We start from the raw sequence: 26,662 nt of genomic DNA, 5'->3' as shown, positions 1-26,662 counted from the left end.
GGGGAAGGGGAGGAAAGAACCCTTTTCAAAGGGTTTTTTCTCCCCTTCCCCCGGCCGTCGGAGACATCCTAAAAGGTAATACCCACGGCCCGTACCGGGGAGGCTTCGCCGTCCATGATCCGTAAGGGCAGGCAGCAGAAGACAAAGCCTTCCGAGGGCAGTTCTCCGATGTTGGTCAGGTTTTCGACGATGACCAGTCCAAAGTCGAACAGGATGCGGTGCGCGGGGAGTTCGAGGGAGTCCACCACATCGGGTGATGGGGTATCCATGCCGATGCCTTTGAGTCCGAGTCCGCCGAGGTATCGGGCTGCGGTTTCGGACAACGTGGGAAAGTCCTGGTAGTACCGGTCTGTTTTCCAATGCCGGTCCCAGCCGGTGCGCAGCAGCACGAAATCCAGCCCGTCCATGTCCGAGAGAAAGGCGAGATCGGCCTGGTCGATGGTGGGCCTGTCCAGGCCGGTCAGATCAATCACCACGCCCCAGCCCGTGAAGTTGTCCGGACCGAGACCGTCCAGGCCGGGAGCCTCTGCGAACAGGTGGCCTGCCGTGTCCACATGGGTACCCGTATGGGAAGTCATGGTCAGTTGCGTCTCGGCGAATTTGTCGCGGTGGATGAACCGGGTCCGCCGCACATTGGGCGACTCGTCGCCGGGATAGACCGGCATTCCCGTATGGATGGGATGGCTGAGATCAATGGTGTGCATGGGAATCCTCATCAGATGTTGTAGAGGGTCATGTTGGGCCGTTTGGCGAGTTGCATGTCAATCTTGACATCGTTTCGTGCCACGTTTCGTATTTCATCCATGGTCTTGGCCTTCAGGAACTTGGATTGCAGGCTGTGGCCGAAGGTGAAGTTGGCCGCGAAATAGATGGTGAACAGCCTGTACCGTCTGCGCGCCCGGCTGGGATCATAGTGATGGTCCAGGGCCTCGGCCAGCCGCAGGGCGTAGTCTCTGAAGCAGGTCTCGGGCGGGGTGTAGTCGGTGGTCCATTCCCGGAAAAGCCAGGGGCGGGCCATGGCCATGCGGCCCACGGACACGCCTGTGCAGCCCGTGGTTTCGAGCATGTCCAGGCAGTCTTCGGGCGTGATGATATCGCCGTTGCCGAAGACCGGGATGGAGACTGCTTCGGCTATGGCCCGGATATGTTCCCGGATGGGTGGCCGGGTGCGTTTGTCCGGGGCTACCCTGGGGTGGAAAACCAGACAATCCACGCCAGCGTCCTCGAATTGTCTGGCCAGCTTGACGGCAGGGGTTACGTCCGGGGTCCAGCCGGTTCGGAACTTGATGAAGACGGGTATGGACACGGCATTGCGCACGGCTTCGGCGGCCCTCAGCGCGGCGGCCGGGTCTTTGAGCAAGGCTGCGCCCGCGTTCTTCTTGACGATGCCCGACACCGTGCAGCCCATGTTGATGTCGATGCCGAAAAAGCCTGCTTCCTCCACCCGCCGGGCCGCCGGGACCAATTGTTCGGGGTTGGCTCCGGCGATCTGGCAGACCAGATGCGGCAGCTCCTCCTCCCGCCAGCGAAAGACCGAAGAGACGCGCGGATTTTCGGTGGGCACGCTCTTGGCCCCGCACATCTCGGTGAACATCAGTCCGCATCCGCCGTATTCGTTCAGGACCTCGCGGTAGGCCACGTGGCTCAGCCCGGCCATGGGCGCGAGCCAGAGACGGCTGGCAACGGGTTTGCCGCCGATGGACAGGGGGCGGTTCAGGAGTTCGGCCAGGGCGGTTTTCTTGGTGGGGTCGATTGGCTGCATACGGGTCGAATCTGCCCGGATTTGAAACCCTGTCAAGTTGCTTTTTTATGCTTCTCGAATCCTTTTCCCTGACATTTTCTCCCGAAATCATGGTTGGCGAAAAACCGGTGCTACTGTTTCCGCACCCGGCCCGGAGGTCTTGAAGACGGCCCTGATCGGTGCTGGCGGAGCGGTTCCGCCCATGCGCCTCGCGGACACCCGTTTGGCGGACGCAGCCCGGACACCCGGCCTGTATCAACCTGCAACGGACAAGGAGAAATACGAATGTCCACAACTGTCAGCAATGCCTTTGTATCCCAATACGTCGAGATGGTGCACCAGGCCTATCAGGCCCAGGGTTCCAAGATGCGCCAGACCGTGCGCCTTCAGACCGAGGTCCAAGGCTCCAAATGCGTCTTCCAGAAGGTCGGCAAGGGCGCGGCCGGGAAAAAGACCCGCCACGGCAATGTGCCGCTCATGAACCTCAATCATTCCAACGTGTCCTGCACCCTGTCCGATTGGTATGCCGCCGAGTACATCGACAAGCTCGACGAACTCAAGGACAAGAGCGACGAAAAACAGGTGGCCGCCAACGCAGGTGCCTGGGCCCTGGGCCGCAAGATCGACGAGCTGCTCATCGAGAAGCTCGACGGGGCCACCAACGTCGTGGCCGAAAGCGAGACCGGCCTGACCAAGGACAAGATCCTCCAGGCCTTTGGCACCATGAACGCCAACGACGTGCCTGATGACGGCCACCGGTTCGCCGTGGTCGGTCCTCACCAGTGGAACGAACTGCTCAATATCCAGGAATTCAAGTCCAGCGACTACGCCGGTGAACAGTACGCCTGGCTCAAAGGTACCGAGTCCCGCACCTGGCTGGGCATCACCTGGATGTTCCATACCGGCCTGCCCCTTGACGATGCCGGTATGCGCAAGTGCTACGTCTACCACCGCAACGCCGCGGGCCTGGCCGAGGGCCAGAAAATCCAGGCGTTCGTGGACTGGGTGCCGGAAAAGGCCGCCCATCTGGTGGATCACATGCTCAGCGCCGGAGCCTGCCTCATCGACCCGGACGGGGTCATCGAGATCCAGTGCGACGATGACGCTATCATCGTCTAGGACCGCGAATAACAACAAGCAACCGCAAGCAGAGGGGGTGACCCCTCTGCCAAGCATAAGGAGTTCAATGATATGGCATATGTAAGCGAAAACATGCGACTCATGGGCGGGGTGCCCAGCCAGCAGTTGTTCATCTACCGCACTGAGGACGCCGTGGCGGACGTAACCGCTTCCGGCTACTTCAATGAAGCGGCGGAAGACTACAACCTGGATACCGGCGACATCATCATCTCCTGCACGGGCGCGGACATGGCCGCTGCCGTGGACATGATGGTGGCCACCAATACGGGCGGCACGGTCACCGTGGTCAGCGGAACCTAATCAACGGGATGGAATGGAACTGAGGTAAAACCCACCTTCATGGGGGCCTTCCTTCGGGGAGGCCCCGTAAAATCTGCAGAGGAAACCGCCTTTGGAGGGGGTTTTCGGGTGATTTCGCATCCGGCAGGCAAGGGCTTGCACCCTTGCATACCTTTTGCCGCACCTTCGGCGTTTGCGGACAGGGGCGCCATCTTCAACGGTCTGCTGAAGAAAACGGCAAGAAGATACAATGAATTCAATATTGAACAGCGACAAATATACGCGTACAAGAAAAAACACCTATACCGGCGAGACCGAGCGTCAGTGGCTTCAGTATGCGGATGAGACTTTCGAGCCGGTCCGCAAGGATGGGGATCTGAACAGGAAATTCCACGGCAACAAGCGGACCCTGGATTGGTGGACTGTGGACAAACCCAGGGATTGGAGCCCGCTGAAAGAGGGCGAGAAGGTCTCCCTGAACCATGATTATGGTCAGGCGGACCAGCCGAAGAAGCCTTCCGTCCCTGCCGGGAATCGCCAACAGAGCGGCACCCCACCCCGGATGCTGTTGGCCATGGGCGCACAGGCTGTGAAAGATGCAGGGGCGAGTAGCTCCAACAACGCTTCCCAGGCTGCAGGCCAACTGAACCAATGGGAGCGCGAACAAGGCATTGATCCGAATCAGGGATCTGGTCATGAACAGCGGCCACCGTCCTCGGCAAGAGACGCGGCAGGACTGAAAAAAGGAGCACAGGCTCAAAGCCTCAAAGAGTATACCGAATGGCTCTATAAAATGAAAAACAACCCACCCTGGAAGCAGGTCATGACTCCTGCAGAGAAGGTGCAGGGCGTGACGCATCCTGTGGGAGAGGAGGTTGGCCTGACCGCGTTACAGGATTTGCTTAAAAGATCAGGTCCTTTCGGGAGGATGGCAGGGAAAGTTCTGGGGCCAGTGGGGATAGCATGGGATGTGATAGGAGGTCCTGACGACGCATGGTAAGTAATCAATTTAAAAAGGCTGCTGTAGATATGGCCGGTCATTTGATCGTTGCTGGGGTAGTGTTTGGACTTTGTTATTGGTGGTTTAATCGAATGGACTTTCCGATAATATGTAGCGCCATAATTATTGCCGGCGGCATCAAAAATTCCATTATGACCTTTAATTATGAAAAAAGATGCCGACAAGAGGACAGCAAGAACCCTCATCAAGGCAAAGAATGAATCTGTTGCCTACCTTGCCTGGCATAAGGGGTGGAAGGCGGCAGTGCAGTTCTTCGAGGTTTGGCTGAAAACACCATGTTGGTTGGGTCTGTGGACCGTGGACAAGCCAAAGGATTGGAACCCTCTGCCAGAGGAGAGTTCTGTCTGTACGGAATAGCTATTTTGTTGCTGATGCTTTGCCACAGCGCCTATCTTATGAGTCCCTATGCGGTGGGTGTCTTTCCTGCATATGAAATGGCGGCACAAGAATACATATCTGGCTGATATGTATTTGTTTTTTTGCCATTACCAACTGGTCGACGGGGCTGACGAACATCATCAACAGCTTTGTGTACGGCCTGCTCTTCGTGGCCGTGACAATAAGGACGAAAAGCATCGTTCCATCGGCCATTGCCCACTTCGCAGTTAATTATACCTACTTGGCGTAAGGGGCGGAACTAACCGAGGGGCTTGAGTCCGCTGTGGCGGGGGAGAAGGTCTCCCTGAACAAAAACCTGACAGGGCGTTGGAGTCAGGCGCAAACCTAAAACTTCAACGTCATCCCTGATCCCACTTCCCTGACCGGGCATTTCGCGGCCAGACTGATCTTGGCGGCCAGGTCTGTGCAGTGGCAGCACCACAGCCCTTCCAGGCCGAGGGCGGCCAGATAGTCGGCAGTCGGGTCGAGCCGTTCCGGCTTGGCCTTCTGGAGGTGGAAGCCGCCGAGCACGGCGCGCACGTTGTCCACGCCCGTGACCCGTTTTGCCTGTTCAATCGTGTTGCAGATGCCTGCATGGGCGCAGCCGGAGATGACCACCAGCCCCGTATCCGTGACACAGGCCAGGGCCGTGTCGTCGGGCAGGTCGTCGGCTACCGGGCCATCCTTTTCCATGCGCTCGCCCAAGGTCGAATGTCCTTCGAAATCCAGCACACGCTCGACCTCACCCAGCGTCACCAGGGATTCCGTGAGCCAGGTCGGCGTTTCGGTCAGGGTCAGGTCGAATTGCGTGGACAGTTTTTCCTCGGCCAGCAACATGCCCAGCTCAGGCACCGCGTCTTTGCGTTTGGACATGAACGCCTTGGGATGGGCAACCAGTCGGGGGCGGGCATGGTCCATCTTGTGGATTGCAGCTTCGAAATAGTGTCGGATAAGGTGATCCAGTCCCCAGGTATGGTCGAAATGGCCGTGGGACAGGGCGATCCAGTCCAGGTGCAGCAAATCGATGCCCTTGCGCCGGGCATTGATCATGAAGGCGTCGGAATACCCGGCGTCGAACAGCACTTCACGGTCGTCGACACGGATGAAAATGGACAAGCCGGGTTCAGCCTGAAACTGGGTGCCGATGAGTGAGTTGTTTTCCACGAGAAAAGTCAGTTCCATGGGTGACCTCCGAGTATATCCTGCTGGAACGGAATAAAAAAACAGTCTATGCTCAATCCATGATTCGCCGCAATACCATTTTTTTCCTGTGTCTGCTTTGTTTTTCCCTGCTCCGGCCTGCCACGGCTTCGGCCCTGACTGTCCGTTTCCTGAGCGTTATAGACGGCGACTCCCTGCTGATCGAACACAAGGGGGATGCCTGGGAAATCAGGCTCATCGGCATTGATGCTCCTGAATTCAAACAGGAATACGGTGTGCAAGCCAAGGTTTTCTCTCTGAAATTCTGTCACAACAAGACCCTGCGTCTGGAATTCGACCGCGAGAAAAAGGACCGCTATGGCCGCCGTCTGGCCTATGTCTATGCCGACGATGTCATGCTCAACGAAGAGCTCGTCAGGGCAGGCCTGGCAATTCCCATTATGATCAAGCCCAACACCCGCTATTATGCCCGGTTCAAGGCCGCCGAAAAGGAGGCTGTCGCAAAGAAATGCGGCTTCTGGCTCCGGGGCGGCCTGAAGCAGACTCCGGCCCAGTGGCGCAAGTCACACCCCGGGAAATAGGAATGCCTCAGGCCGCCGGAGGCTTTTTCTAGCCCAACCGGCGGGCGAATTCTGAAACGATGATGGCGCCTGCCTGGGCCACGTTGAGGGAGTCGAATTCCCGCAGAAACGGGATGTGCAGGCTGTGGTGGGAGAATTTGGCTACGCCGGGCCGGATGCCCTTATCTTCGTTGCCGAGGATGAGCACGGCGGGCGTCTGGAGTTCGGCGGTATACACATTGTCCGAGTCCGAGGTCCTGCGGGCGCAATACAGGGTGTAGTCATAGTTGACGCAGTCTTTCATGGCGTTGGCCAGGTTGCCGGCCTTGGCCACGGGCAGATTGTTCAGTGCCCCGGCGCTTGAACGCATGGCTCCGGCCCCGAGGTAGGCTCCGTGATGCTGACAGACTATGAGTCCGGCCCCGCCCAGGGCATGGACGGTTCTGGCGAGCACGCCCACGTTGCCGGTATCCTGTACTTGATCCAGGGCCACGATGAGCGGCAGGGGGGCGTCCACGGCCTCTTCAAGGAGCCTTTCGAGCGGTGTGTAGTCCAGGACCGCGCACCGGGCGGCTATGCCTTGGTGGTTGCCTCGGTACATGAAGTCCAGTTCCTTGGCGTCAACGGACTTGTAGGGTACCTTTTGGGTACGGCACAACTCCACGATTTCTTCCAGCCCCTTGTCATGGCGGCCTTTACGGAAGGCGACAAAGTCTACCCTCTGAGGATTGTCGAGCAGCAGCTCCTTGATAGGTTTGTTGCCAACTACGTAGATTTTACTGTCTTTTTTATCCGGGCCGTGATCTTGCATTTAATATCCCCTGTGAATAGCGTGGCAAATTGTTGCACATGGTTGCGTTTGCCAAGGCGGTCTAGTAGGCGTTTTACGCTGCTATTGCAATCCAAGGCAAGGTGCGCTAGCAGGTATTTGTATTATGTTGGAAGTCAAGATTTTTTCTAGACTTTTCAATGCCAGGTGAATCTGATAATGATGTGCGAAAGTCGGAGGATGACTTGAAAATTTTACAATATACATGCCTGATTGCAGTGGGACTGCTCGTTGCGACCCTGACCACCGGTTGTTCGACCAAATCCACGCCCGAGGTTGTCCCGGTTGTGGAGGAAGTGGTCACCGAGAATCAGGTACCCGAAGATGCCGAGGCCCTTGAACCGGAGATCGAGGCCACGCCTGAAGCCTCCGAAGAAGACCTCACTCAGACCGAACAGGCTGTACTCAACCAGCGCTTTGGTCTGCTTTTCGACCTGGAGTCCCATGAGACTGCGGAAGTCGAACTGTTTTTTTCCTACTTCAACCACAAGGCACGCAAGACCGTGGTGCGCTGGCTGGAGCGCTCTCAGCCGTATCTGCCCTATGTGCGCCGCGTCTTCACCCAGTACGGCCTGCCGCAGGACTTGGTTCTGCTGCCCTTTGTCGAGTCCGGGTACAACGTCAAAGCCTATTCCTGGGCCGGTGCCGGCGGCATGTGGCAGTTCATGAAGGGAACAGGACGGCTCTATGGTCTCCAGTCCAACTGGTGGATCGACGAGCGCCGCGACCCCTACAAGGCTACTGATGCGGCTGCACGCCACCTGCGCGACCTTTATGATAAATTCGGTGATTGGTACCTTGCCCTGGCCGCGTACAATGCCGGTGAAGGCAAGATCTCCCGTGCCTTGAAGCAGGCCGATTGCGATGATTTCTTCGAATTGACCGAAAAGAACCGCAAATTATCCGGCCGTACTCGCCTGAAAAAGGAAACCCGGCATTACGTCCCGAAGTTCATTGCCATTTCCAAGATATTCCAGAACCTTGATTCCCTCGGTTACGAGCCGGTGTCCTGGGAGATGGAAGAGGAAATCGCACCCGTCAAGGTGCCCGCCGGTACAGATCTGCTCGCCCTGGCCCGTGCCGGGGGCATGACCTGGTCCGAATTCCACGAGTACAATCCGGCGTTTCGCCGTCAGGTCAGCCCGCCCAACATGGAGGCCACCGCTTATCTGCCCGTGGCCAAGGCCGACAAGATGATAGCCTATCTGGCTGATCCAGGCTCCAGGCCCTATGCGGGTTATACCCGGTACCGCGTTCGGTCCGGTGATTCCTGGTGGCGCATCTCCAGCAGATACGGTGTGCCCATCAATGTGCTCAAAAGCGTCAACAACACCCGTTCGAACACCCTGAGGCCAGGACAGTACGTCATGGTGCCGGGCAACGGTGCAGGCAAGACTGTGACCGCGTCCGCCCCTGCCTCATCCTCGTCCTCCTCCAAGGCCGAGACCCGGGCCATTGCCGCCAAACGCGGCAATTATGTGGTTCATTCGGGCGACACCCTGTGGTCCATATCCCAGGTCTTCGGGACAACGGTGTCCACCTTGAAGAAGGCCAACGGATTGCGCTCCAACAGTCTCAAGGTCGGCCAGAAGCTCTACATCCCGAACAGTACCAATGAGGCCACCAAACAGGCTGTCAAGGATGCGGAAAAGGTCAAGACCCAGCTGGTCCAGTACAAGGTGCGTCGGGGCGACAACCTGACCACCATTTCTGAAAAATTCGGCGTCACCGTCTCGGACCTGCGCCGTTGGAACTCCCTGAATTCCCGAGGCACCATCTACGCAGGACAAAAACTCAAGGTGTACGTTCAGTAGTGCGAAACAACCAAAAACCGCCCTGTCAGCTTGGCTGACAGGGCGGTTTTTTTTGGCCTGCTGCGGCCAGAGGTGGAACCTTTCGAGAAAGGTTCCACCTCTGGCCTCCCCCTCCAAGGCTATTTGTCGTCGCTTCGCTGGAGGGTGATAAAATTAGTTTATCTCGTAGCTTAGCTGCCGTAGGCAGCGAAGCATGCCTCCCAAATGGAGCGCCTTGGGTGCCAAAGGTACCCAACAGCGGCTCACCTCCCCGATGCCGTGAGGCTTGGGAGAGTGGGGCGGATGTGTCGATTTCGGGTGCGGTTTGAGCGCAGGCGTAGCAACGCTACGTTGAGCATCAAATCGTGCCCGAAAGCAGCGCAGACGGCCTGCTATCGCAAGCCGGGTTCATTACAGGATGTCAGCACCGCTGAGTATTGCCACGAACCGCTTGAACACGTTCATGTCCACGTTTTCGCGCAGGTCGTTGCGGATGAGCGAGAGGGCTTCGTAGGGTTGCATGGCTTCGGCATACGGGCGGTCGGTGGTCAGGGCATCGTAGATGTCCGAGAGTGAAACGATGCGGACGGGCAGAGGCACGTTGTCTCTTTTGATGCCCGACGGGTAGCCGCTGCCATCCAGTTTCTCATGGTGAAAAAGGATGCAGTTGATGGTGTTCTGGGTCATGGGCAGGTGTGCGCACATGGACACGCCGTGGACCGGATGTTCCTTGATGATTTCGCGTTCTGCCTGGGTCAGGGGGCCGCGTTTGTTCAGGATGCGTTTGGGGATCTTGGCCTTGCCCACGTCGTGCAGCAGCGCGCCCAGGGCGTATTCGAAGATCTCGCTTTCGGTCATTTCATAGGAGCGGAACACGGCGACCGAGTAGACGAACACGTGCATGCAGTGGGTGTAGGTCTTGTAGTCGTGGGAGATGAACGGGGCCACGGCGGACAGGGAGTTGTCAGTGGCGAGGAATTTGATGGAATTCTTGACGATATCCGAAAGCTGGTCGAAATGGCGTGCCCTGAGGGAGCTGGGGAGCTTTCGGTCGAAAATGTCCTGCATGACCAGCGAGGACGCTTCGTAGAACACCTTGGAACGGTTTTCGATGGGCAGGGATTCGTCAAGGAGAATGCTGCCCAGGTTGCGTTCGATGTACTTTTCGTATTGTGCTTTTTCGGAGCCGCGGATGTAGACTTCCGTGATTTTTTTTTGGTGCAGTATCTGTCTGTGCCGGGAGGTGAATGTCTGGCCGGAGGGAGTGTACAAAACAAAGTCTCCGTCCTTCCAGATGTAGACGGAAAAATCCCTCAAAGCCTCCGGGAAAAGCATGACCGGCGATACGGGGAAGTAGGATACCGGCCGAGCGGCTCGAGTAATCGTACCCATTTCCCATTCACATATAATGGTAGAGCATGAATTGCTAGCAAAAGTTGGGATAACATCTAGAGGATTTCATAAAAAGCTTCAGATTGTTGTCGGGAGCGGACTGGGCAGATGTGGGATTATAACGATTTTTAGGCCGGGAAGAGCCTTTCCAGCACATTTTCCACTTCGGTCATGTCGATCGGTTTCGCAATGTATTCGGTCATGCCGCTGTTCAGGAACGTTTCCCTGTCACCGACCATGACGTGGGCGGTCATGGCGATGATGGGCACATAGGGATTGATGGAAGATTCAGGCCCTGAATCGCGGATGATGGTGGTGGCCTCGACTCCGTTCATGTCGGGCATCTGGATATCCATGAATACTGCGTCAAAGGAGTGTGTTTCCAACAGGCTGAGGGCTTCTTTTCCATTGCAGGCAGAGGCTGTCATATGCCCAAGTTTGCCGAGCATCCTGGTCACCATGTGTCGGTTGATGCGGTTGTCTTCGACCACCAGGAGACTGAGCCCGCTTCGTGCGGACCGGGTCTTGGCCGTTTTGCCCTGCTTTGTCTCTGTGTGTGCGGCATCCATTTGGAGGTCCAGCGCCATATGGACGGTTGTACCTTCCCCCGCGGAGCTTTCAATGGACAGCAGTCCGCCCAGGAGTTCGGCCAGTCGCTTGACGATACCCAGCCCCAGCCCGGTTCCCTGGTGTTGCCGGACGTACGAGCCGTCAACCTGCGTGAAGGGTTCAAAGACCTTGTTGATCATGTGGTCCGGAATGCCGATGCCGGTATCCTCCACGGAGAAGAGGAGCCTGATCATGCCCTGCGGCATATCCCTCCGAATGGTCTGGATTCGCACGGTTACCCGGCCGGAATCAGTGAACTTGACGCCATTGCCTACCAGGTTGAAAAGGATTTGCTTGAGCCGACTCTTGCCGCCTATGAGCAGGTAAGGGACATCCTCGTCGATCTCGCTGGACAGAATCAATCCCTTGCCCTGGGCTTGGCATTTGAAGCCCTGGAGTATGTCTTGGACAAGGCCTTTGGGCGTGAAGGGTTCGATCACCACCTCCATTTTTCCCGCCTCTATCTTGGAAAAATCCAGGATGTCATTGATGATGGCGAGCAGGGTTCTGCCCGAGGCCAGAGCGGTTTCTACGTAGTCGGTCTGTTCCTCGTTCATCTCGAACCGCTGAAGGAGTTGGAGCATTCCGAGTACGCCGTTCATGGGCGTTCTGATTTCATGGCTCATGTTTGCCAGGAATTCGTTTTTGGTCCGGTTGGCTGCTTCGGCCTGCTCCTTGGCCCGGCGTAAGTCCTGTTCGATACTCTTGCGTTCGATGGCCAGGGCGATCTGCTCGGACACCGAAATGAGCATGTCCATGTCCCTGCCCGAATATTGATACGGGTTGGTGTAGGATTGGACGGCCATGACTCCGACCACCTCCCCTTTGATCTTGAGCGGGATGCCGAGCCATATCTGTGAAGCTGATCCGAACATGGCGCTTTCGTCGGCAGAAATCATATTCAGGAAATCACCTCTCTTCATATAGGTGACGTGTGTGGCTTCCGATTCCTCCCTGGTCAGTTCCCGCTGGACAACCAGCCATGGTTTCCCGGATCGGATGACTTGCACCGACAGACTGGGCGTGCCGTTGTCTTTGATATCGAAGAAGTGCCCCTTCAGGTTGTCCTTTTCGTCTTCGAAATAGGTAAATTTGAGGCGGGACTTGTCTTTGTCCAACAGGCCGATGAAGAAGTTCTTGGCCTCGATGTATTCGGTGAGCAAGGTGTGTATGCGGCCGTAGAGTTCATCCAGGTCCGAGGTGATGCTGACCATGTTGGATATGCGGTAGAGGAGGGTTTTGACCGTTTCGTTGTGTCGGCGCAGGGTCACGTCCGTGAAGGTCCAGATGACGCCTTTTTCGACATCGTCTCTGTCCATGGGCTTGGCAAAGAGATTCAGCCGGACCAGGGAGCCGTCCGGGCGTTGAAGCTGCAACTCCGTCTGGTGCTCTCCCCTGACCGAGATTTCGTACAGGCTGCGTCGGCGTATGCTTTGGTATTGTCTTTTGGACGGCAGGATCGAGGATCCGTCGGTTCCGATGAGAGACTCCTTGGTTCGTCCCAGAATCTCGGCACCATAGGTGTTGATATGCTGGATAGTGTCTTCGGTGACCAGGACCATGCCCACCCGGGCGTTTTGCTGAATGGCCTGCATTTGGTCCAGGGTCTGCTTGAGCCGGTCTTCATAGAGCTTGCGTTCAGTGATGTCGATCATGGACGCGATGGACTGCGTGCTGTGGGGCAACATGTCAACCTGGATGTGAATATGACGAATCTTGCCGGTACGGGAAACGAAGCGACATTCATAGGCAGCCGGAGCCTGTTTGCCGACAGCGCGGCGATTACGGTGATATTTGATCATGCGGGGCAGGTCTTCTCTGGAGACGAGATCGGTCCAGGATATTCTGCCCTCCACGTCCTTGACGTCATATTCAAGCAATTCGGAAAACTTTTTGTTGACCTTGGAAATGATGGTGTCTTCATCCACGATGATGGTGGCCGTGCCCGTGGCTTCAAAGACGCTGCGGTATCGCTGTTCGCTTCTTTTCAGTTCTTCTGCCGCTTCGAGATTGCGGGTGATGTCCGTGGCCACACCCAGGATGCCGCCGGGCCTGCCGTCAGGGGCATGGAACATGGTCTTGCGGACCATGATGACCCGTTCGCATCCGTTGAGCATGGCGGGGCACTCGTACTCCTGGAAGCTGCTCCGCTCCAGCAGTTCGTCGTTTTTGTTCAGGAGGGAAGAGACCATGTCAGCAATGGGGAGATCTTCAATCCGTTTTCCGAGGAACGCGGCCCTGTCCAGGCCGATGAATTTCGCGAAAGATTGGTTGCCGCCCAGCAATCTGCCTTCGTTGTCTTTGAAGAAAACATGGCTTGGCACCGCGTTGATCACGGTCTCAAGGAGAGAAAACCGGTTTCCGAACGCCTCTTCGGCGCAGCGTTGATCCGAGGATTCCCTGGCTGGTTTTCTTGCTTGTGTGCCGGTAAAGGCGGCTCTTTCAAGGCTCTTGGCGAGTGCCAAGGTCATGTCGGCCAGCACGGTTTTTCCTTTGCTCACGCAGTCCCAGGCACCTCGCTGGATGGCCTTGAGAATGTCCTTTGTCCGGGCGTTGTCGGAAATGATGATGACGGGGGTGTCGGGAGACAACTTCACCAGTTCTGCCAGGACAGAGAGGCCGTCAGTGTCGGGGAGCCGGGGATCGAGCAGGACGGCATCGGGCTTTTCGCTCAGGAAGAGATCTATGGCCGTGGAGTTGTCTTCGGCTTGAAGAGGTGCATAGCCCTTTTCCCCGAGATAGTCGGCCGCCCGTACCCTGAACGAGGTGTCGTTATCGATGATCAGCACACGGGACAGTCTCAAAGTGGATTCCTTTTTCAGCCGGGGGCGGTGTGGAGAGTCTTTAGTCGTATCAAATTTATCACGGCAAACAAGGAATTGTCCATGATTCCTTGTCTATGACTATGGAAATGAGTATGATGAAATAATCCACACCCATCAGGAGACGCCTCATGAAAACGACGATTCTTTCCATTTTGAGTGTTTTGGTTCTGTTTTCAAGTCCTGTCCGGGCCGAGGGGCCGTTGCTGTTCGTTTCAGATATGGATTTTGCGCCGTATTCCATGGTTGCCGACGGCGGCCGTGCAACCGGCATCGACGTGGAAGTCCTTGCCGAGGCAGCCCGCCGGGCCGGACTGGAGTTGACCGTGCAACCCCAGGAATGGGCAACGCTCATCGAGATGGTCCGGCAGGGGCGGTGCGATGGAGCGACTTCGCTTTTCAGAACCCCTGAACGGGAACAATTCGCCATGTTCATGGATGCGGTGCCGGTGCATTTCAGCGATTATGTCCTCTTCACCCTGGCCGGCGGTCGGTTTCCCTTTGAGTCATATGACGATCTGGCCGGAAAGACCCTTGGTCAGATTGTTGGTGTGAACCTGGGCCCGGAGTTCGAAGCAGCCCGCAGTGCCGGGAAAATGAAGGTGGTGGAGTTCCAGGATCACCGGGAGGCCATGAAGGGGTTGCTGAACGGCACTATCGACGCCTTTGCCGGCAATATCGATGTGACCTATAACCGGCTCACGACCATGGGCATGACCAGTTCCATCGTGTATCTTCCAAGGAAGATTGTGAGCGGACAGCCTTCCTATGCTGTCCTTTCCCGGTCATCAAGCCTTGAGGACAAGGACATGGTCATCCAAAAAATCGAGCAGGCTTTGGATCAGATGCACAGGGACGGAACCTACAATACCATCGCAAAACGGTACCTGTTCCGTTTCTAGCCGCATTTCACCATAAGGGCGGAACACCTTCTCGTCAGGGGCTTTCCTTCATGGCGGGTAGGGTGAAGGCGAATTCGCTTCCCTTGCGGATGTGGCTTTCGGCCCAGATATGGCCTCCGTGTTTCTCAATGATATGACGGCAGATGGGCAGGCCGAGACCGGTCCCTCTGGGCCGGTCGGACTTATTTCCTCCCACTTGAGAGAACTCTTCGAAAACGGTTTCCAGCAGGTCTGCCGGGATTCCTATGCCGGTGTCCGAAACGCTGATGCGCACGTTGTCGCCCACGCGTCGGGCGCTGCAGGTTATCGTGCCTTCCGAGGTGAACTTCACCCCGTTGGAAAAAAGGTTGACCATAACCTGGATCAGCCTGTCCAGGTCCCCCATGACCCTGGGAAGGTCCGGTTCGATTTCGAGCAGGAGCACCAGGTTGGTCCCGTCGAACAGGGAGGATATGGCATCCACCGACCTCTGGATGAATTCTTCCGGCTGGAGTGGGGTCAGATTGTATGAAACCTTTTGCGCTTCCATTTTGGCCAGGTCGAGAACGTTGTCGATGAGTGAGGTCAACCTGTTGCCCTCGCTGGTGATGATATCGATGTTTTTCATGATCTGTTCCGCTTCCCGTTGCAGCCGTGGGCCTTCGGTATGCGCCAGGGCAGGCAGGATCGAGTCGATCATTTTCTTGCGGATGATCTTGGTGAAACCGAGGACCGCCGTGAGCGGGGTGCGCAGTTCGTGGGATACGGTGGAAAGGAAATCGGATTTGGCCTTGTTGGCTTGATCAAGCTCCTTAGTTCTTTCCTGTACCCGGATTTCAAGGAGGTCGTGACTTTGCTTGAGCGCTCGTTCGTTGCGTTTCCTTTCGCTGATGTCCCTGGCAACGATGATTGCCCGGCGCGTGTCTCCGAGGGAGACCAGCTGCAGGGTCATTTCCACGGGCACCGAGGGAGAGTCTTTTGTTTCGGGACAGCGGAATTCGGTTTCCAGACGAGTCGTCTTGGTCTCGTTGTTGAAGAGGTTGTCGGCATACCGCCGGATATGTTGCGGCAGGATGTTCTTGAACAGGGAGCCTTTGATTTTTTGCAGACTGCAATTGAGCAGGGTGTGAGTCGATCCTGACGTGTCGAGTATCATACCCGTGTCCGGGTCCACCACGAAGATGGCATCATTCACCCTATCCAGCAGGGCACGGAATTGCTCCAATTCGTCAAGACGGGTCTTGAGTTCCGGGTAGTAGCTTTTGCTGATGGACCGTTTGCCCAGACCGATGAGTTTTTGACGCTCGGAAGTCTGGTCCAGTTCCGGATCAGCAGGCTTGTCTGAATAATTCGATGAGTTCATTTGTCGTCGGTTGTTTCGGATTGGTCAGCATACAGGCGTCTGCCAGGGAATTTTCCGCCAGAAGCGGCAGAACGGCCTCGGTCATCCCCAGTTGGTACAGATTGTCCTTGATGCCCACGGACTGCTTGAGGGAACGAATCGCATTCAGGGTTTCCTCCCGTGCTGCGTCCAAGGGGGCGTCTTGTGGAATGGGCGCGCCCAGTGCCAGACCGAGTTTGCGGTATTTTTCCGGTTCCGAAGCGAAGTTGTATTCGACGACATGGTCCAGCAGAATGGCGTTGCACAAGCCATGGGGCACGTCCAGCAACCCTCCGAGACTGTGCGCCATGGCATGGACCGCGCCGAGAATGGCATTGGAAAAGGCCAGCCCCGCATGGGTGGAAGCGAGCATCATGCCGGTCCTGGCCTCCATGTCGTCTGGCCGTTGCACGGCGGCAAGCAGGTGTTCATTGACCAGGCGCACGGCTTCCATGGCGTTCAGGTCGGTGATGGGGGACGAGGCGTTTGAGACAAAGGCCTCAAAGGCATGGGTCAAGGCGTCCAGTCCGGTATGGGCGGTCAGATCCTCCCCCATGGTCAGGGTAAGCAGAGGGTCGATGAGGGCCAGATCCGGCACCATGGTCTTGGAAACAATGGCGATCTTTACGTGTCGGTCCGTGTTGTTGATGATGCAGAACTGGGAAATGTCGGCAGCGGTTCCGGCCGTGGTGGGAATGCATATGAGCGGTGGTCCGGGGCGTTCGACGTTGTCTACACCCTCGAATTCGAGCACATGCCGATTGTTGGTGCAGACGATGCCGATGGCCTTGGCGCAATCCATGGGAGAGCCTCCTCCCACAGCCACGATGGCATCACATCCTTCCCTGCGGTAGACTTCGGCCCCGGCCATGACTTCGGCATGTCGAGGGTTGGGCGTGATGTCGGAGAAGACAGTGCAATTTACCCCTTCTTCCCGGAGGCGGTCCACGATTCTGCCCAAACAGCCGATGGATTCGAGTACAGGGTCGGTTACGACCAACGCCTTTTTTATGGACAGGTTGGCGGCATATTGTCCCACCAGCATGGCCGCGCCCGCGCCGAACACGAATTCAGGTGCCACAAATTTTCGTAACTCACTGTAGTCATTGTCGGACATGGTCGAACCTCCCTCGCCAGTCTTACTGTGTCAAACCATAGGGATACTATGGGTTTTCGTCCATGATTTTCAGGAGAGAAGCTATTTCGACTTTGAATTTTTCGAGTGTTTCGCCAGGGTCGCCCATGCCCTGGCAGGCATCCATGAACACCGAGGCTGCCAAGGCCGCCGGGTTGGCTCCTATGGCCACGCAGACGGATTTGAGCGTGCGTGCCAGTTCCCGGGAGAGATCCATGTCCATAGAGTCAAAAGCCTGGTGAAGCTCTTTCGTCATGACAAGCAGTTCGGTTTGGGCGGTGGCCAGGAAATCCGTGAAGGTGGTCTTGTCCACTCCGAGGTTTTTCATGGCCGCATCCGGGGTCCAGGTCGGGACTGATTCGAGATTTGTTGCCAGGGGTTCCCTTGGAGGAGAGGGGATTGTTTCGGCGGGAGTCATTGCTTTGGGCGGCACGGGCAGGGAGCCGATCAATCTGTTGATGATCATGGCCAGTTCGTGGAAGTCCACGGGCTTGGCCACATAGTCGTCCATGCCTGCCTCCAGGCTTTTGTCCCTGAACTCCTTGAGGGCGTGGGCCGTAACACCGACGATGGGGATGGTCGGGTCGGGAATGGGGCCACCCGGTATGGCCGAGCGGATGGCCTTGGTGGTGGAGATGCCGTCCAGAACGGGCATTTCAATGTCCATGAGGATGAGGTCGAAGGCCTCGCGCTTGAGCAGGTCCAGAACCTCGAGGCCGGTTCCGGCCACGGCATAGGAGTAACCGAGGTCCTCGAGCTTGAGGGTGGTGACCATGACGTTGACGTCGTTGTCTTCCGCCACCAGAATGCGGACGGGTCGGGTGGGCGCATCGGGCAGGCCGCGGGTATCCTCGACAGGCAGGGGGCAGTATACGCCGGGCTGGAACCAGACGGTGAACGAGAAGACGCTGCCTTTGCCCACGGTGGAGGTGACCTGTATGTCGCCGCCCATGAGCGAAATGAGCTCCTTGCAGATGGCCAGGCCCAGGCCGGTGCCGCCAAAGGCTCGGGTGGATTGGGAAAAGCTCTGGAAGAGGGTGCCCATGAATTCGCGGGGGATGCCGATGCCGGTGTCTTCCACCTCAAAGGAGACCCCCAGTGTACGGCTGTCCTTGTCCGGCAGTATGGGCACCTTTGCAGGCAAAACCCGGACGGTGATGGTGCCTCTATGCGTGAACTTGATGGCATTGCCCACCAGATTGACGAGCACCTGCCGCACGGACAAGGGGTCGCCCTTGACGCACTGCTGGAGATCCTCGTCTATTTCCAGGATCATGTTCAACCCTTTCTGCCGAGCCTGGAGTTCCAGGCCTTTCATGGTAGCCCTGACATGGAAAGACAGGTCGAAGTCCACGCAGTCCAGCTCCAGCTTGCGGGCTTCGATCTTGGACAGGTCGAGGATGTCGTTGATGATGGAGAGCAGGTGCTGTGCGGAGTCCTTGACGGTTTTGAGGTAGTCCCGCTGGTTGTCGGTCAGGTCGGTCTGCAGCGTTATGTCGGTCATGCCCACGATGGCGTTCATGGGCGTCCTGATCTCGTGGCTCATGGCCGCCAGGAATTCGGATTTGGCCCTGTTGGCGGCTTCGGCGTCCTCGCGGGTACGCAACAGGTCCTCCTGGGCTCTGCGGCTATCCGTGACGTCGTCCCAGGCCCAGATGACACCCTTGCGCAGGCTTTCGGGATCAACGGTCTTGGCGTACATGCGGCACCAGACCGTGGAACCGTTTTTGCTCCTGAAAGCCTGTTCCGAGTTGAATTCTCCCCGTTCACGCAGGGCAGTCTTGGTCGCCTGGACGAATTCGTTCTCGGTCTGGTAGTGGCCCAGGAGCAGGTCGAGGCTGTTGCCCAGGAGCTCTTCCGGCTTGTACCCGAATATTTCCGCGCCACGGCGATTGATGGTCACGAGCTTGCGGCCGATGGACATGGCGATGCCCATCAGGGAGTTGTCCAGGATGGCCTCGAATTTGGTCAGGTTTTGGCGGATGTTGTTTTCCGACTCCTTGCGAACCGAGATGTCCCGGATATTGGCCAGAATGGCGTCCTGGCCACGATACACTATGCGGGTGAGGTTGACCTCCACGTCGAACAGCTGGTCATCTTTGATCCGCTTGGCTCGCCATTCGAAATTCTGGGATGCTCCGTTGACGACGTCGTGCAGGATGGTCTGCGTCTGGTAGAAGGGGTTGTCCCGGCTGGAGATGTCATTGGCGATGGAAACATCATTTGGGTCCATGTCGCCGAGCCCGAACATTTCAATCATGCGCCGGTTCACCTCCAGTATTTCCCCCTGGCTGTCAAGGATGATGACGGCGTCGTGCGAGCTGTCGAAAACGGTCCGCAGGGCCTCTTCCGAGTCCCGCAGCTTGCTGGTGCGTTCCCGGACACGTTCTTCAAGTGTGCGCTGGACACTGCGCAGTTGTCTTTCCGCCTGGCGTCTGCGGTTGATGTTGAAAACCAGGGCCAGGATGATCATGGATTGGACGGCGGCAAAACCCGCTCCGATCAGGATGAGATCGGGATGTTCCGAATAGAAAGAGCTTGTGTGTTTGATGATGACGTTGTTCTCAGGCAGGTCGGTCAGGCGGATGTTGAGTTTTTCCATCTGCACATAATCGAAACCGGGTGTGAAGAAGGCATGGCGGATGACCGGGAGGTCGCGAGGCAGGCTTCCGGCTTGGGCCATGGGTACACCCGTAGGGGTGTTGTCGGTGATGGTGAATATGTCCTGTGTCTTGGGTTGGAATATCAGTGCCCGGTCCAGGGGGCCGAGGGCGTCGAGGGTTTCGGTCATGCCCGTGAACCGAGGGTGGCCGTCGAGCAGTCCGTCCCGGAAGAATTTCACCCCACAGAAGATCACGGGAACGTCGGGGAACAATATCGAATGAAAGCGGCGCATGAATGTGAAGGCATTGTTGTCCGTGACCATGATCAGGTCCAGATCCTTGCTGCCGTATTTGTGCTCGAATACTTCTTCGAGTTGCCGTTCGTGTTGTTCGTTGAACTCCACACGCTTGGTGTCCGTGTTCTCTGCATGCAGAACGGTGCCGGTCTCGCGGGAGATGAGTGCCGTTGTCAGGCCCTGGTAGATTTCTTCGTTCCACTTGAAGTTGTGATGATGGGAGTTGAGCAGGAATATCTGCTTTTTCCCCAGGGGATTGGCAAAACCGGGAGTGGCAAGTACCGCCAGCAGCAAGGCGGCGGTCAAAGCAAGGCTCAGTGCGTATGAACGGATGCGGCATTGCATGGCGGTTCCTGATTATAGGAGTGTTGACCATCCCTATCAAAAGGGCGGGGATTAATAAAGCGGGATGCGTCAATACCCTTGTCGGGGGCAATCAACATATGAAATACATAAAGGATCACATTTCCTTTGGCTGTCAGCATCCCTTGTCTTGCCTGCTGCTGAGCAGCCGGATGCCTGCGGGGGTGTCGATGCTGGCCGTCATGTAGGGTGGCGTGCCGGACGCGGCCTTGTGTACCTGCACCATGCCCACGGGGCCGATGGAATTCAGCACTGCTCCGATCCACTCGGGATAGGGGTGGTGAATGTCCAGACCGATCAGGCGGCAGCCGAGGTCCGCCATCCGGGCGGCGGGATGCTCTCCGGTTCCCCACTGGATGACATACGGGATCATGCCGCCGGCCAGGAGCCGACCATCGGAGGGCAGGCCGAACTGCCAGTTGAGGTCGCCGCGGCTGACGGATTCCGCCCGTCCAAGGGAGATTGCGGATTGAGCCATGAGGGTGTGGATGTCGTCGGTATTCACCACCCAGGCCAGGAAGGCGGGTTCACGATCAAGCCGTGCCCGTACAAACGGGTCGTCCAGGCCGAACCAGCGCGGTCTCGTGGGCGGTTCGCCTTGGGGGTTGATGGCGATGACCTCCAGAAAAAGCGCATCGCCCAACTGCATCAGGTGGTTGTGGGTGCCCATTTTTTCATGCACCCCTCCCTTGGGCATCTGTACGCCCAGCAGTGATTCGGCATAGTCCACGCCCCGGTCGATGTCCGTGGCCGCTATCACCAGATGGTCCACTTTGGTCTGCATTGTTCCTCCGAAATACAAAGACATGTCAAGATGTTGCGGAATGCCTGACTTCTACCATTCCTGTGGAAGAAAGAAAACCTGGGCAAAAAAAATCAAAGAAGGGCGTTTTATCGCAGCTTTTTGACTCAAGTCATACTGAGTCGTTCCGGTTTGGTTTATTCCTTGACCCATCGAACGCGAATTTACCAAAACAAAGGAGTAACCATGTTTTGTTATCAATGTGAACAGGCTGCCAAAGGCGGCTGCACCAAAGTCGGCGTGTGTGGTAAAACAGATAATACCGCCACTCTTCAGGACCTTCTTCTTTATGTGACCAAGGGGCTTTCCCAGGTGGCCATTGCCGCACGCAATGCCGGCATCGAAGACCCGAAAGTGAACCTCTTCACGGTCAAGGCGGTTTTTTCCACCCTGACCAACGTCAACTTCGACGACGCCCGTTTCGTCGCCCTCATCAATGAATGTGTGGCCCTGCGTGACGGACTCAAGGCAAAGGTCTCCGGTGTTGCATTTGACGGCCCGGCCGTGTTCATGCCCGCTGCCGATCTCTCCGGCATGGTCCTTCAGGGCAAGGGGTTCGGCGTTGAAAACGACCCGGAACCCAACGCGGACCTCAAGTCTCTCAAGCAGACCCTGACTTACGGTCTCAAGGGCGTGGCCGCCTACGCCGATCACGCCGCCATTCTCGGCAAGGAGGACAATGAACTCTACGCCAAGATTCAAGGTCTGCTCGTTGCCACCCTGTCCACCGACCTGACCCTGGAGCAGTGCGTCGAGGCCGCGCTGGAATGCGGCCGCATCAACATCCGCGCCATGGAGCTGCTGGACGACGCCAACACCTCCACCTATGGCCATCCCGAACCCACCGAAGTCAAGCTCGGACCCTCCGCAGGCAAGGCTATCCTTGTTTCCGGTCACGACCTCAAGGACCTCGAAACCCTGCTCAAGCAGACCGAGGGCAAGTGCATCAACGTCTATACCCACGGCGAGATGCTGCCCTGCCATGGCTATCCCGAACTGAAGAAATATGCGCACCTGGCCGGTCACTACGGCACTGCCTGGCAGAATCAGAAGAAGGAATTCGCCGAGTTCCCCGGTGCCATTCTCATGACCACCAACTGCATCCAGGACCCGAAAAACTACATTGACGCCATCTTTACCACCGGCCTGGTCGGCTGGCCCGGCGCTGTGCATGTGGGCAATGACGATTTCACGCCTGTTATTGAAAAAGCTCTTTCAATGGAAGGATTTAAAGAGGATATCGATAAGGGATCGGTAATGACTGGCTTTGCCCGGAATGCCGTCATGTCCGTGGCCGGAACCGTTATCGATGCGGTCAAGGCTGGCAAGATCAGGCACTTCTTCCTGGTGGGCGGTTGTGACGGCGCAAAGCCCGGCCGCAACTACTACACGGAATTCGTGGAAAAGGCCCCGGCGGACACGGTTATCCTGACCCTGGCCTGCGGCAAATTCCGTTTCTTTGACAAGAAGCTCGGCGATATCGGAGGCATTCCCCGTCTGCTCGACATCGGCCAGTGCAACGATGCCTATTCCGCCGTGCAGATCGCTCTGGCTCTGGCGGATGCCTTTGAATGCGGCGTCAACGACCTGCCGCTTTCCCTGGTCCTGTCCTGGTATGAACAGAAGGCCGTGGCCATTCTGCTCTCCCTGCTCGCCCTGGGCATCAAAAACATCAAACTCGGACCGACCCTGCCCGCGTTCGTCACGCCCAACGTCCTCAACTACCTGGTGGAGAACTACAACATCGCACCCATCACCACCCCTGATGCGGATCTCGCCGAACTTCTCGGCTAAATAAGGGCGGCGCCCCATAGAATACCCGGCCTGACAGTATGCTGTCAGGCCGGTTTTGTTGTGATTTCCTGCGATCGGAATCGGGATATCTGATAAGCAATGTTGATTTTTCAAGAATATTGGGCGATAGCATGACCATATCATTTAAGGGGGGACATGTATGGGCACGGACCATTTTGCCAATCGTGATGATGCGGTAATGAACATTCTCAAGACCACTGACGAGGTCAACCAGCTCAAGGATGTTGATACCATTCTTGATAAAATACTGTATGAATCACGAAAGCTTACAGGTGCTGATGCCGGTTCGATCTTCCTCGTTGAGGACAATTGCCTCCTGTTCAGCTACGTCCAGAACGACACCTTGTTCAAGAAGGAAACCGCCAACGCCGCCCTGTATCAGAATTTCGGCATTCCCATCAGCGAGAAATCCATTGTCGGCTACGTGGCCAAGACCCGGCAAAGCCTCTCCATCGATGACGCCTACAAGCTGGATGCGACCCTGCCCTTTTCTTTCAACAAGTCCTTTGACGAAAAGTCCGGTTTTCGGACCACCAGCATGCTGACCATCCCCCTCATTGCCCAGGAAAGCCGCCTGGTGGGCGTCATGCAGCTCATCAACGCCAAGAACGAGATGGGCAAGGTGGTGCCGTTCGACGAAGAAGCCAAAATATACATTCCGTTGTTCTGCAACAACGCCGCCGTGGCTATCGAACGCGGTATCATGAACCGTGAGTTGATCCTGCGCATGATGCAGATGGCCGAGTTGCGCGACCCTTCCGAGACCGGGGCGCATGTTCAGCGTGTCGGCGCCTATTGTGCCGAGATATACGGTACCTGGGCCGCCCGCCGGAAACACCGCGCCAACGATATCAAGCGTGCCCGGGACAACCTGCGGCTGGCCGCCATGCTGCACGACGTGGGAAAGGTCGGTATTTCCGACAACATCCTCAAGAAACCGGCCAAATTGACGGATGAAGAGTATGACACCATGAAGTGGCATACCATATACGGGGCGCGGCTGTTCAGGAACCAGACCTCTGAACTGGACCGCATGTCCATGGAGATCGCCCTGTATCATCACGAGAAATGGGAAGGGCGCGGGTATCCGTCTGTGCCCATCGATCAGGTCTGGAACGAATCGCCAGACATGGGCGGGTCGCCCGTCAACGGCGAATCCATCCCGCTTTCCGCCAGGATCTGCGCCGTGGCCGACGTGTTTGACGCCTTGACCTCTCCCCGGTCCTACAAGGATCCTTTCCCTGATGAAAAATGTCTGGGAATTCTGGAAAGTGACGCAGGCACCCATTTCGATCCGGAAGTGGTCGAGATATTCATCGAGATCTTCGATGTCATCAAGGCCATCCGCGACAAGTGGAAGGAATCCGCTTTAAAGTAGGTTGCATGGTTATTCCCAAGGTCAAGCTGTATGATTATGTGGACCCGGCAGACGTGGAATGCGTCCGTCGTGAATCGGAAGATGTCCTGAATATCTTTTTCCCTGGATATGAAGGGAAAATCTTCAGACGGGCTTTCGAGGATGTGGAAAAGTTGTTTTATGGCAACTATCCCGGTTATCGCGCAAGCAACACCCGATATCATGATTTCGAGCATACCTGCTCCGTTGTCCTTGCCACGGTTCGCCTCATCTACGGGGCTTTGAATCAGGGTGAGGGTTTCACTCTGGACGACTGCCGCAAGGGATTGCTGGCCGCCCTGTTCCATGATGTCGGGCTGATACAGGACGTGGACGACACCCAGGGCACCGGGGCCAAGCATACTGTGGGACACGAGGAGCGGTCCATACAGTTCATGCGCTGTAACCTGGAAGGAATCCTGCAGGAGGACGATATCGAGGATATCGCGGACTGCATCCGGTGCACCATTCTGGCCATGTCCCCCTCCAAGATAGCCTTCCGCACCAAAGCCATGCAGCAAATGGGTTTTTTTGTGGGCAGTGCCGATCTGCTGGCCCAGATTGCCGACCGCTATTATCTGGAGAAGCTGCTTCTGCTTTTCGAGGAGTTCCAGGAAGCGAAACTGCCCGGATACGATTCCGCGTTTGATCTCCTGCTCAAAACCCGGACCTTCTATCAGGTGGTTGCCCGGAAACGGCTCGATGACGAATTCAACGGTGTGGACAGATACATGTATCACTACTTCAAGGGGCGCTGGAATGTGGACAAGGATCTTTATCATGAGGCCATTGAGCGCAATCTGGCCTATCTGGACAAGATTCTGGCCGAATCCAACGATGACCTGGATATGTTCATGGCCAGCCTGCGTCGCGGGGATACCTTTGATGAAGACCTGTAACAAGGCTTTAAAACAGATATAATAATGTTGTCTCTGCAGCAGAAAGTAGTATGTTGCAGACATGGTCCAAAAGAATCCTTCCTTTGAAACGCTTTTCATAGCAAGACAGCCGGTTTTTCGTTCGGACGAGACCGTTTGGGGCTATGAGTTGCTGTTCCGTTCCAACGAGGAAAATGTGGCAGTGGTGGACAACGAGGCCCAAGCTACTTCATCCGTCATTGCCGACGGACTGGCCCTGGCTTCGGAAGGTATCAACCCGGACCTCAAAATCCTCATCAATTTTCCGGAACAGCTTCTCATCGAAGATGCTGGTTTTGCCCTGCCCAAGGACCGGTGCATAATCGAGATTCTGGAAAACGTCAGGGCCATGGACGAAGTTCTGGATGCCGCCCGCAGGCTCAAGGATGCCGGCTACACCCTGGCAATGGACGATTATTGTGGGCAGGCCGAACTCAAGCCGTTTCTGGAGTTGGCAGATATCGTCAAGGTGGACATCCTGGCTCTGAATGCCAATCCGGGGTGCATTCGTTCCACCCTCGCTTCAATACCCGAAGGGGCCATGCTCCTGGCCGAGAAAGTGGAGGATGTAGCTACTTTCAACTTTTTAAAAAAGAAGAAATTTTCGCTGTTTCAAGGGTTTTTTTTCAGCAAGCCCGAGATCATTCCCGGGAAAAAGCTGTCTTCCAGTATAATTACCAAGCTTCAGATTTTGAGCGAGTTGTCCAAGCCGGATCTTGAACCCGCCCGGCTGGGAGAAATACTCAGGTCTGACCCGAGTCTGACCTATCGTCTGTTCCGCTACATCAATTCCGCGGGCATTGGTCTTCAAGAGAAGGTCTCGTCGGTCAAGCGGGCCATCGATATGATGGGTATGCTTCAGGCCAAGCAGTGGCTGCGCAGTGCTCTCATAGCCGATTTCAACACCACGCCTCGATCGGGTGAGTTGGCCTATCTGGCCGTACAGCGGGCTAAATTTCTCGAATCCGTCTGCGACAGCTCCAACCTGGACGATTGTGTGCCGGACTCCCTGTTCATGACCGGGCTTTTCTCTTTGCTTGATGCAATGTTGGGTCTCAAGATGAATGAAATCCTGAAACTTCTTCCTCTGGAAGAGTCTGTAGAGCAGGCCTTGATGGGAGAGGGCCGCCTTCATGATCTTCTGCGTCTGGTCAGTAGCTATGAGCGCGGCCAGTGGGAAGAGACCTTCCAGCGTCTCCAGAAGGTCGGACTTGAGTCATCTCAGGCCGAACTTGTGTATGTTCAGTCCCGCAACTGGGCTCTGAAAATGCTCGGAAGCGCTCACGCCTCATCTGCTGATGCCCGGTGACTGTCGTTGTTCCTTGCCGCTCGGCAACAGCTTTCTCTA

General features: G+C 56.5%; 21 protein-coding genes. 11 read left to right on the top strand and 10 right to left on the bottom strand.

The genetic code is table 11. The features are described from left to right. Positions 1-68 precede the first annotated feature (68 nt). Complete coding sequence (locus tag DWB63_RS15420) at positions 69-704, bottom strand: cyclase family protein (RefSeq protein ID WP_128329754.1); 636 nt, start codon at positions 702-704, stop codon at positions 69-71. Positions 705-715: 11 nt separating this feature from the next. Then, positions 716-1,762, bottom strand: a complete 1,047-nt coding sequence (locus DWB63_RS15415; protein ID WP_128329753.1) for a tRNA-dihydrouridine synthase family protein — start codon at positions 1,760-1,762, stop codon at positions 716-718. Positions 1,763-2,026: 264 nt separating this feature from the next. Between DWB63_RS15415 and DWB63_RS15410 the strand changes: the two genes are divergently transcribed. The 4 genes from DWB63_RS15410 (at position 2,027) to DWB63_RS15395 (ending at position 4,381) form a co-directional block, all read left to right on the top strand. Then, the gene (locus tag DWB63_RS15410) at positions 2,027-2,860 is read left to right on the top strand and encodes a phage capsid protein (RefSeq protein ID WP_128329752.1); all 834 of its coding nucleotides are present in this window, start codon (positions 2,027-2,029) and stop codon (positions 2,858-2,860) included. A 72-nt stretch (positions 2,861-2,932) separates the two neighbouring features. Then, complete coding sequence (locus tag DWB63_RS15405; RefSeq protein ID WP_128329751.1) at positions 2,933-3,181, top strand: hypothetical protein; 249 nt, start codon at positions 2,933-2,935, stop codon at positions 3,179-3,181. A gap of 229 nt (positions 3,182-3,410) precedes the next feature. After that, the gene (locus tag DWB63_RS15400; RefSeq protein ID WP_128329750.1) at positions 3,411-4,160 is read left to right on the top strand and encodes a hypothetical protein; all 750 of its coding nucleotides are present in this window, start codon (positions 3,411-3,413) and stop codon (positions 4,158-4,160) included. After that, positions 4,154-4,381 carry a hypothetical protein gene (locus tag DWB63_RS15395; protein ID WP_128329749.1) on the top strand — a complete coding sequence of 76 codons (228 nt, stop codon included), beginning with the start codon at positions 4,154-4,156 and terminating at the stop codon, positions 4,379-4,381. The genes DWB63_RS15400 and DWB63_RS15395 overlap by 7 nt, the downstream gene beginning before the upstream one ends. Positions 4,382-4,904: 523 nt before the next feature. Here DWB63_RS15395 and DWB63_RS15385 read toward each other — a convergent pair. After that, the gene (locus DWB63_RS15385; protein ID WP_128329748.1) at positions 4,905-5,741 is read right to left on the bottom strand and encodes an MBL fold metallo-hydrolase; all 837 of its coding nucleotides are present in this window, start codon (positions 5,739-5,741) and stop codon (positions 4,905-4,907) included. Positions 5,742-5,800: 59 nt separating this feature from the next. Between DWB63_RS15385 and DWB63_RS15380 the strand changes: the two genes are divergently transcribed. Then, complete coding sequence (locus DWB63_RS15380; RefSeq protein WP_128329747.1) at positions 5,801-6,301, top strand: thermonuclease family protein; 501 nt, start codon at positions 5,801-5,803, stop codon at positions 6,299-6,301. Positions 6,302-6,329: 28 nt separating this feature from the next. On the opposite strand, the gene DWB63_RS15375 is transcribed toward DWB63_RS15380, so the two are convergent. Continuing rightward, positions 6,330-7,091, bottom strand: coding sequence for an RNA methyltransferase (locus tag DWB63_RS15375; protein WP_128329746.1), 762 nt, complete (start codon positions 7,089-7,091; stop codon positions 6,330-6,332). A gap of 203 nt (positions 7,092-7,294) precedes the next feature. Here DWB63_RS15375 and DWB63_RS15370 point away from each other — a divergent pair, with 203 nt between their 5' ends. Further along, positions 7,295-8,923 carry a lytic transglycosylase domain-containing protein gene (locus DWB63_RS15370; protein WP_128329745.1) on the top strand — a complete coding sequence of 543 codons (1,629 nt, stop codon included), beginning with the start codon at positions 7,295-7,297 and terminating at the stop codon, positions 8,921-8,923. A 390-nt stretch (positions 8,924-9,313) separates the two neighbouring features. Here the strand turns inward: DWB63_RS15370 and DWB63_RS15365 are convergent, their stop codons facing one another. After that, a complete protein-coding gene (locus DWB63_RS15365; protein ID WP_128329744.1) occupies positions 9,314-10,294 on the bottom strand; it encodes an HD domain-containing phosphohydrolase in 981 nt (326 codons plus the stop codon). 128 nt (positions 10,295-10,422) lie between these two features. Then, the gene (locus DWB63_RS15360) at positions 10,423-13,707 is read right to left on the bottom strand and encodes a response regulator (protein ID WP_128329743.1); all 3,285 of its coding nucleotides are present in this window, start codon (positions 13,705-13,707) and stop codon (positions 10,423-10,425) included. A 149-nt stretch (positions 13,708-13,856) separates the two neighbouring features. Here DWB63_RS15360 and DWB63_RS15355 point away from each other — a divergent pair, with 149 nt between their 5' ends. Beyond that, complete coding sequence (locus tag DWB63_RS15355; protein ID WP_128329742.1) at positions 13,857-14,627, top strand: transporter substrate-binding domain-containing protein; 771 nt, start codon at positions 13,857-13,859, stop codon at positions 14,625-14,627. 34 nt (positions 14,628-14,661) lie between these two features. On the opposite strand, the gene DWB63_RS15350 is transcribed toward DWB63_RS15355, so the two are convergent. The 4 genes from DWB63_RS15350 to DWB63_RS15335 form a co-directional block, all read right to left on the bottom strand. Beyond that, positions 14,662-15,969, bottom strand: coding sequence for a PAS domain-containing sensor histidine kinase (locus DWB63_RS15350; protein ID WP_128329741.1), 1,308 nt, complete (start codon positions 15,967-15,969; stop codon positions 14,662-14,664). Next, entirely contained in the window at positions 15,935-17,104 is a 1,170-nt protein-coding gene (gene ercA, locus DWB63_RS15345; protein ID WP_128329740.1) for an alcohol dehydrogenase-like regulatory protein ErcA, read from the bottom strand. Before ercA ends, DWB63_RS15350 begins: the two co-directional genes overlap by 35 nt. 46 nt (positions 17,105-17,150) lie before the next feature. Next, positions 17,151-20,366 carry a PAS domain S-box protein gene (locus DWB63_RS15340; RefSeq protein ID WP_128329739.1) on the bottom strand — a complete coding sequence of 1,072 codons (3,216 nt, stop codon included), beginning with the start codon at positions 20,364-20,366 and terminating at the stop codon, positions 17,151-17,153. A 133-nt stretch (positions 20,367-20,499) separates the two neighbouring features. Continuing rightward, on the bottom strand, positions 20,500-21,168 hold the full coding sequence (locus tag DWB63_RS15335; RefSeq protein WP_164879914.1) for a VOC family protein: 669 nt from the start codon (positions 21,166-21,168) through the stop codon (positions 20,500-20,502). A gap of 204 nt (positions 21,169-21,372) precedes the next feature. Here DWB63_RS15335 and hcp point away from each other — a divergent pair, with 204 nt between their 5' ends. The 4 genes from hcp to DWB63_RS15315 all read left to right on the top strand — a co-directional run bounded on the left by hcp (position 21,373) and on the right by DWB63_RS15315 (position 26,623). Next, a complete protein-coding gene (gene hcp, locus DWB63_RS15330; RefSeq protein ID WP_128329737.1) occupies positions 21,373-22,980 on the top strand; it encodes a hydroxylamine reductase in 1,608 nt (535 codons plus the stop codon). Between the two features lie 160 nt (positions 22,981-23,140). Beyond that, complete coding sequence (locus DWB63_RS15325) at positions 23,141-24,379, top strand: HD domain-containing phosphohydrolase (RefSeq protein WP_128329736.1); 1,239 nt, start codon at positions 23,141-23,143, stop codon at positions 24,377-24,379. 5 nt (positions 24,380-24,384) lie between these two features. Beyond that, a complete protein-coding gene (locus DWB63_RS15320; protein WP_128329735.1) occupies positions 24,385-25,296 on the top strand; it encodes an HD domain-containing protein in 912 nt (303 codons plus the stop codon). Positions 25,297-25,357: 61 nt separating this feature from the next. Beyond that, complete coding sequence (locus tag DWB63_RS15315; protein ID WP_128329734.1) at positions 25,358-26,623, top strand: HDOD domain-containing protein; 1,266 nt, start codon at positions 25,358-25,360, stop codon at positions 26,621-26,623. Positions 26,624-26,662: the final 39 nt, after the last annotated feature.

It is taken from the genome of Pseudodesulfovibrio sp. S3, assembly GCF_004025585.1.
In the GTDB taxonomy this organism is placed as follows: domain Bacteria; phylum Desulfobacterota; class Desulfovibrionia; order Desulfovibrionales; family Desulfovibrionaceae; genus Pseudodesulfovibrio.
The sequence above is the reverse complement of the archived record's forward strand: the minus strand, read 5'-3'. Positions and strand labels throughout refer to the sequence as shown.

What these genes read in the sequence shown, in the direction of transcription:
- DWB63_RS15420 (WP_128329754.1), bottom strand. Translation starts at nt 704, where the DNA reads ATGCACACCATTGATCTCAGCCATCCCATCCATACGGGAATGCCGGTC.
- DWB63_RS15415 (WP_128329753.1), bottom strand. Translation starts at nt 1,762, where the DNA reads ATGCAGCCAATCGACCCCACCAAGAAAACCGCCCTGGCCGAACTCCTG.
- DWB63_RS15410 (WP_128329752.1), top strand. Translation starts at nt 2,027, where the DNA reads ATGTCCACAACTGTCAGCAATGCCTTTGTATCCCAATACGTCGAGATG.
- DWB63_RS15405 (WP_128329751.1), top strand. Translation starts at nt 2,933, where the DNA reads ATGGCATATGTAAGCGAAAACATGCGACTCATGGGCGGGGTGCCCAGC.
- DWB63_RS15400 (WP_128329750.1), top strand. Translation starts at nt 3,411, where the DNA reads ATGAATTCAATATTGAACAGCGACAAATATACGCGTACAAGAAAAAAC.
- DWB63_RS15395 (WP_128329749.1), top strand. Translation starts at nt 4,154, where the DNA reads ATGGTAAGTAATCAATTTAAAAAGGCTGCTGTAGATATGGCCGGTCAT.
- DWB63_RS15385 (WP_128329748.1), bottom strand. Translation starts at nt 5,741, where the DNA reads ATGGAACTGACTTTTCTCGTGGAAAACAACTCACTCATCGGCACCCAG.
- DWB63_RS15380 (WP_128329747.1), top strand. Translation starts at nt 5,801, where the DNA reads ATGATTCGCCGCAATACCATTTTTTTCCTGTGTCTGCTTTGTTTTTCC.
- DWB63_RS15375 (WP_128329746.1), bottom strand. Translation starts at nt 7,091, where the DNA reads ATGCAAGATCACGGCCCGGATAAAAAAGACAGTAAAATCTACGTAGTT.
- DWB63_RS15365 (WP_128329744.1), bottom strand. Translation starts at nt 10,294, where the DNA reads ATGGGTACGATTACTCGAGCCGCTCGGCCGGTATCCTACTTCCCCGTA.
- DWB63_RS15355 (WP_128329742.1), top strand. Translation starts at nt 13,857, where the DNA reads ATGAAAACGACGATTCTTTCCATTTTGAGTGTTTTGGTTCTGTTTTCA.
- DWB63_RS15350 (WP_128329741.1), bottom strand. Translation starts at nt 15,969, where the DNA reads ATGAACTCATCGAATTATTCAGACAAGCCTGCTGATCCGGAACTGGAC.
- ercA (WP_128329740.1), bottom strand. Translation starts at nt 17,104, where the DNA reads ATGTCCGACAATGACTACAGTGAGTTACGAAAATTTGTGGCACCTGAA.
- DWB63_RS15340 (WP_128329739.1), bottom strand. Translation starts at nt 20,366, where the DNA reads ATGCAATGCCGCATCCGTTCATACGCACTGAGCCTTGCTTTGACCGCC.
- DWB63_RS15335 (WP_164879914.1), bottom strand. Translation starts at nt 21,168, where the DNA reads ATGCAGACCAAAGTGGACCATCTGGTGATAGCGGCCACGGACATCGAC.
- hcp (WP_128329737.1), top strand. Translation starts at nt 21,373, where the DNA reads ATGTTTTGTTATCAATGTGAACAGGCTGCCAAAGGCGGCTGCACCAAA.
- DWB63_RS15325 (WP_128329736.1), top strand. Translation starts at nt 23,141, where the DNA reads ATGGGCACGGACCATTTTGCCAATCGTGATGATGCGGTAATGAACATT.
- DWB63_RS15320 (WP_128329735.1), top strand. Translation starts at nt 24,385, where the DNA reads ATGGTTATTCCCAAGGTCAAGCTGTATGATTATGTGGACCCGGCAGAC.
- DWB63_RS15315 (WP_128329734.1), top strand. Translation starts at nt 25,358, where the DNA reads ATGGTCCAAAAGAATCCTTCCTTTGAAACGCTTTTCATAGCAAGACAG.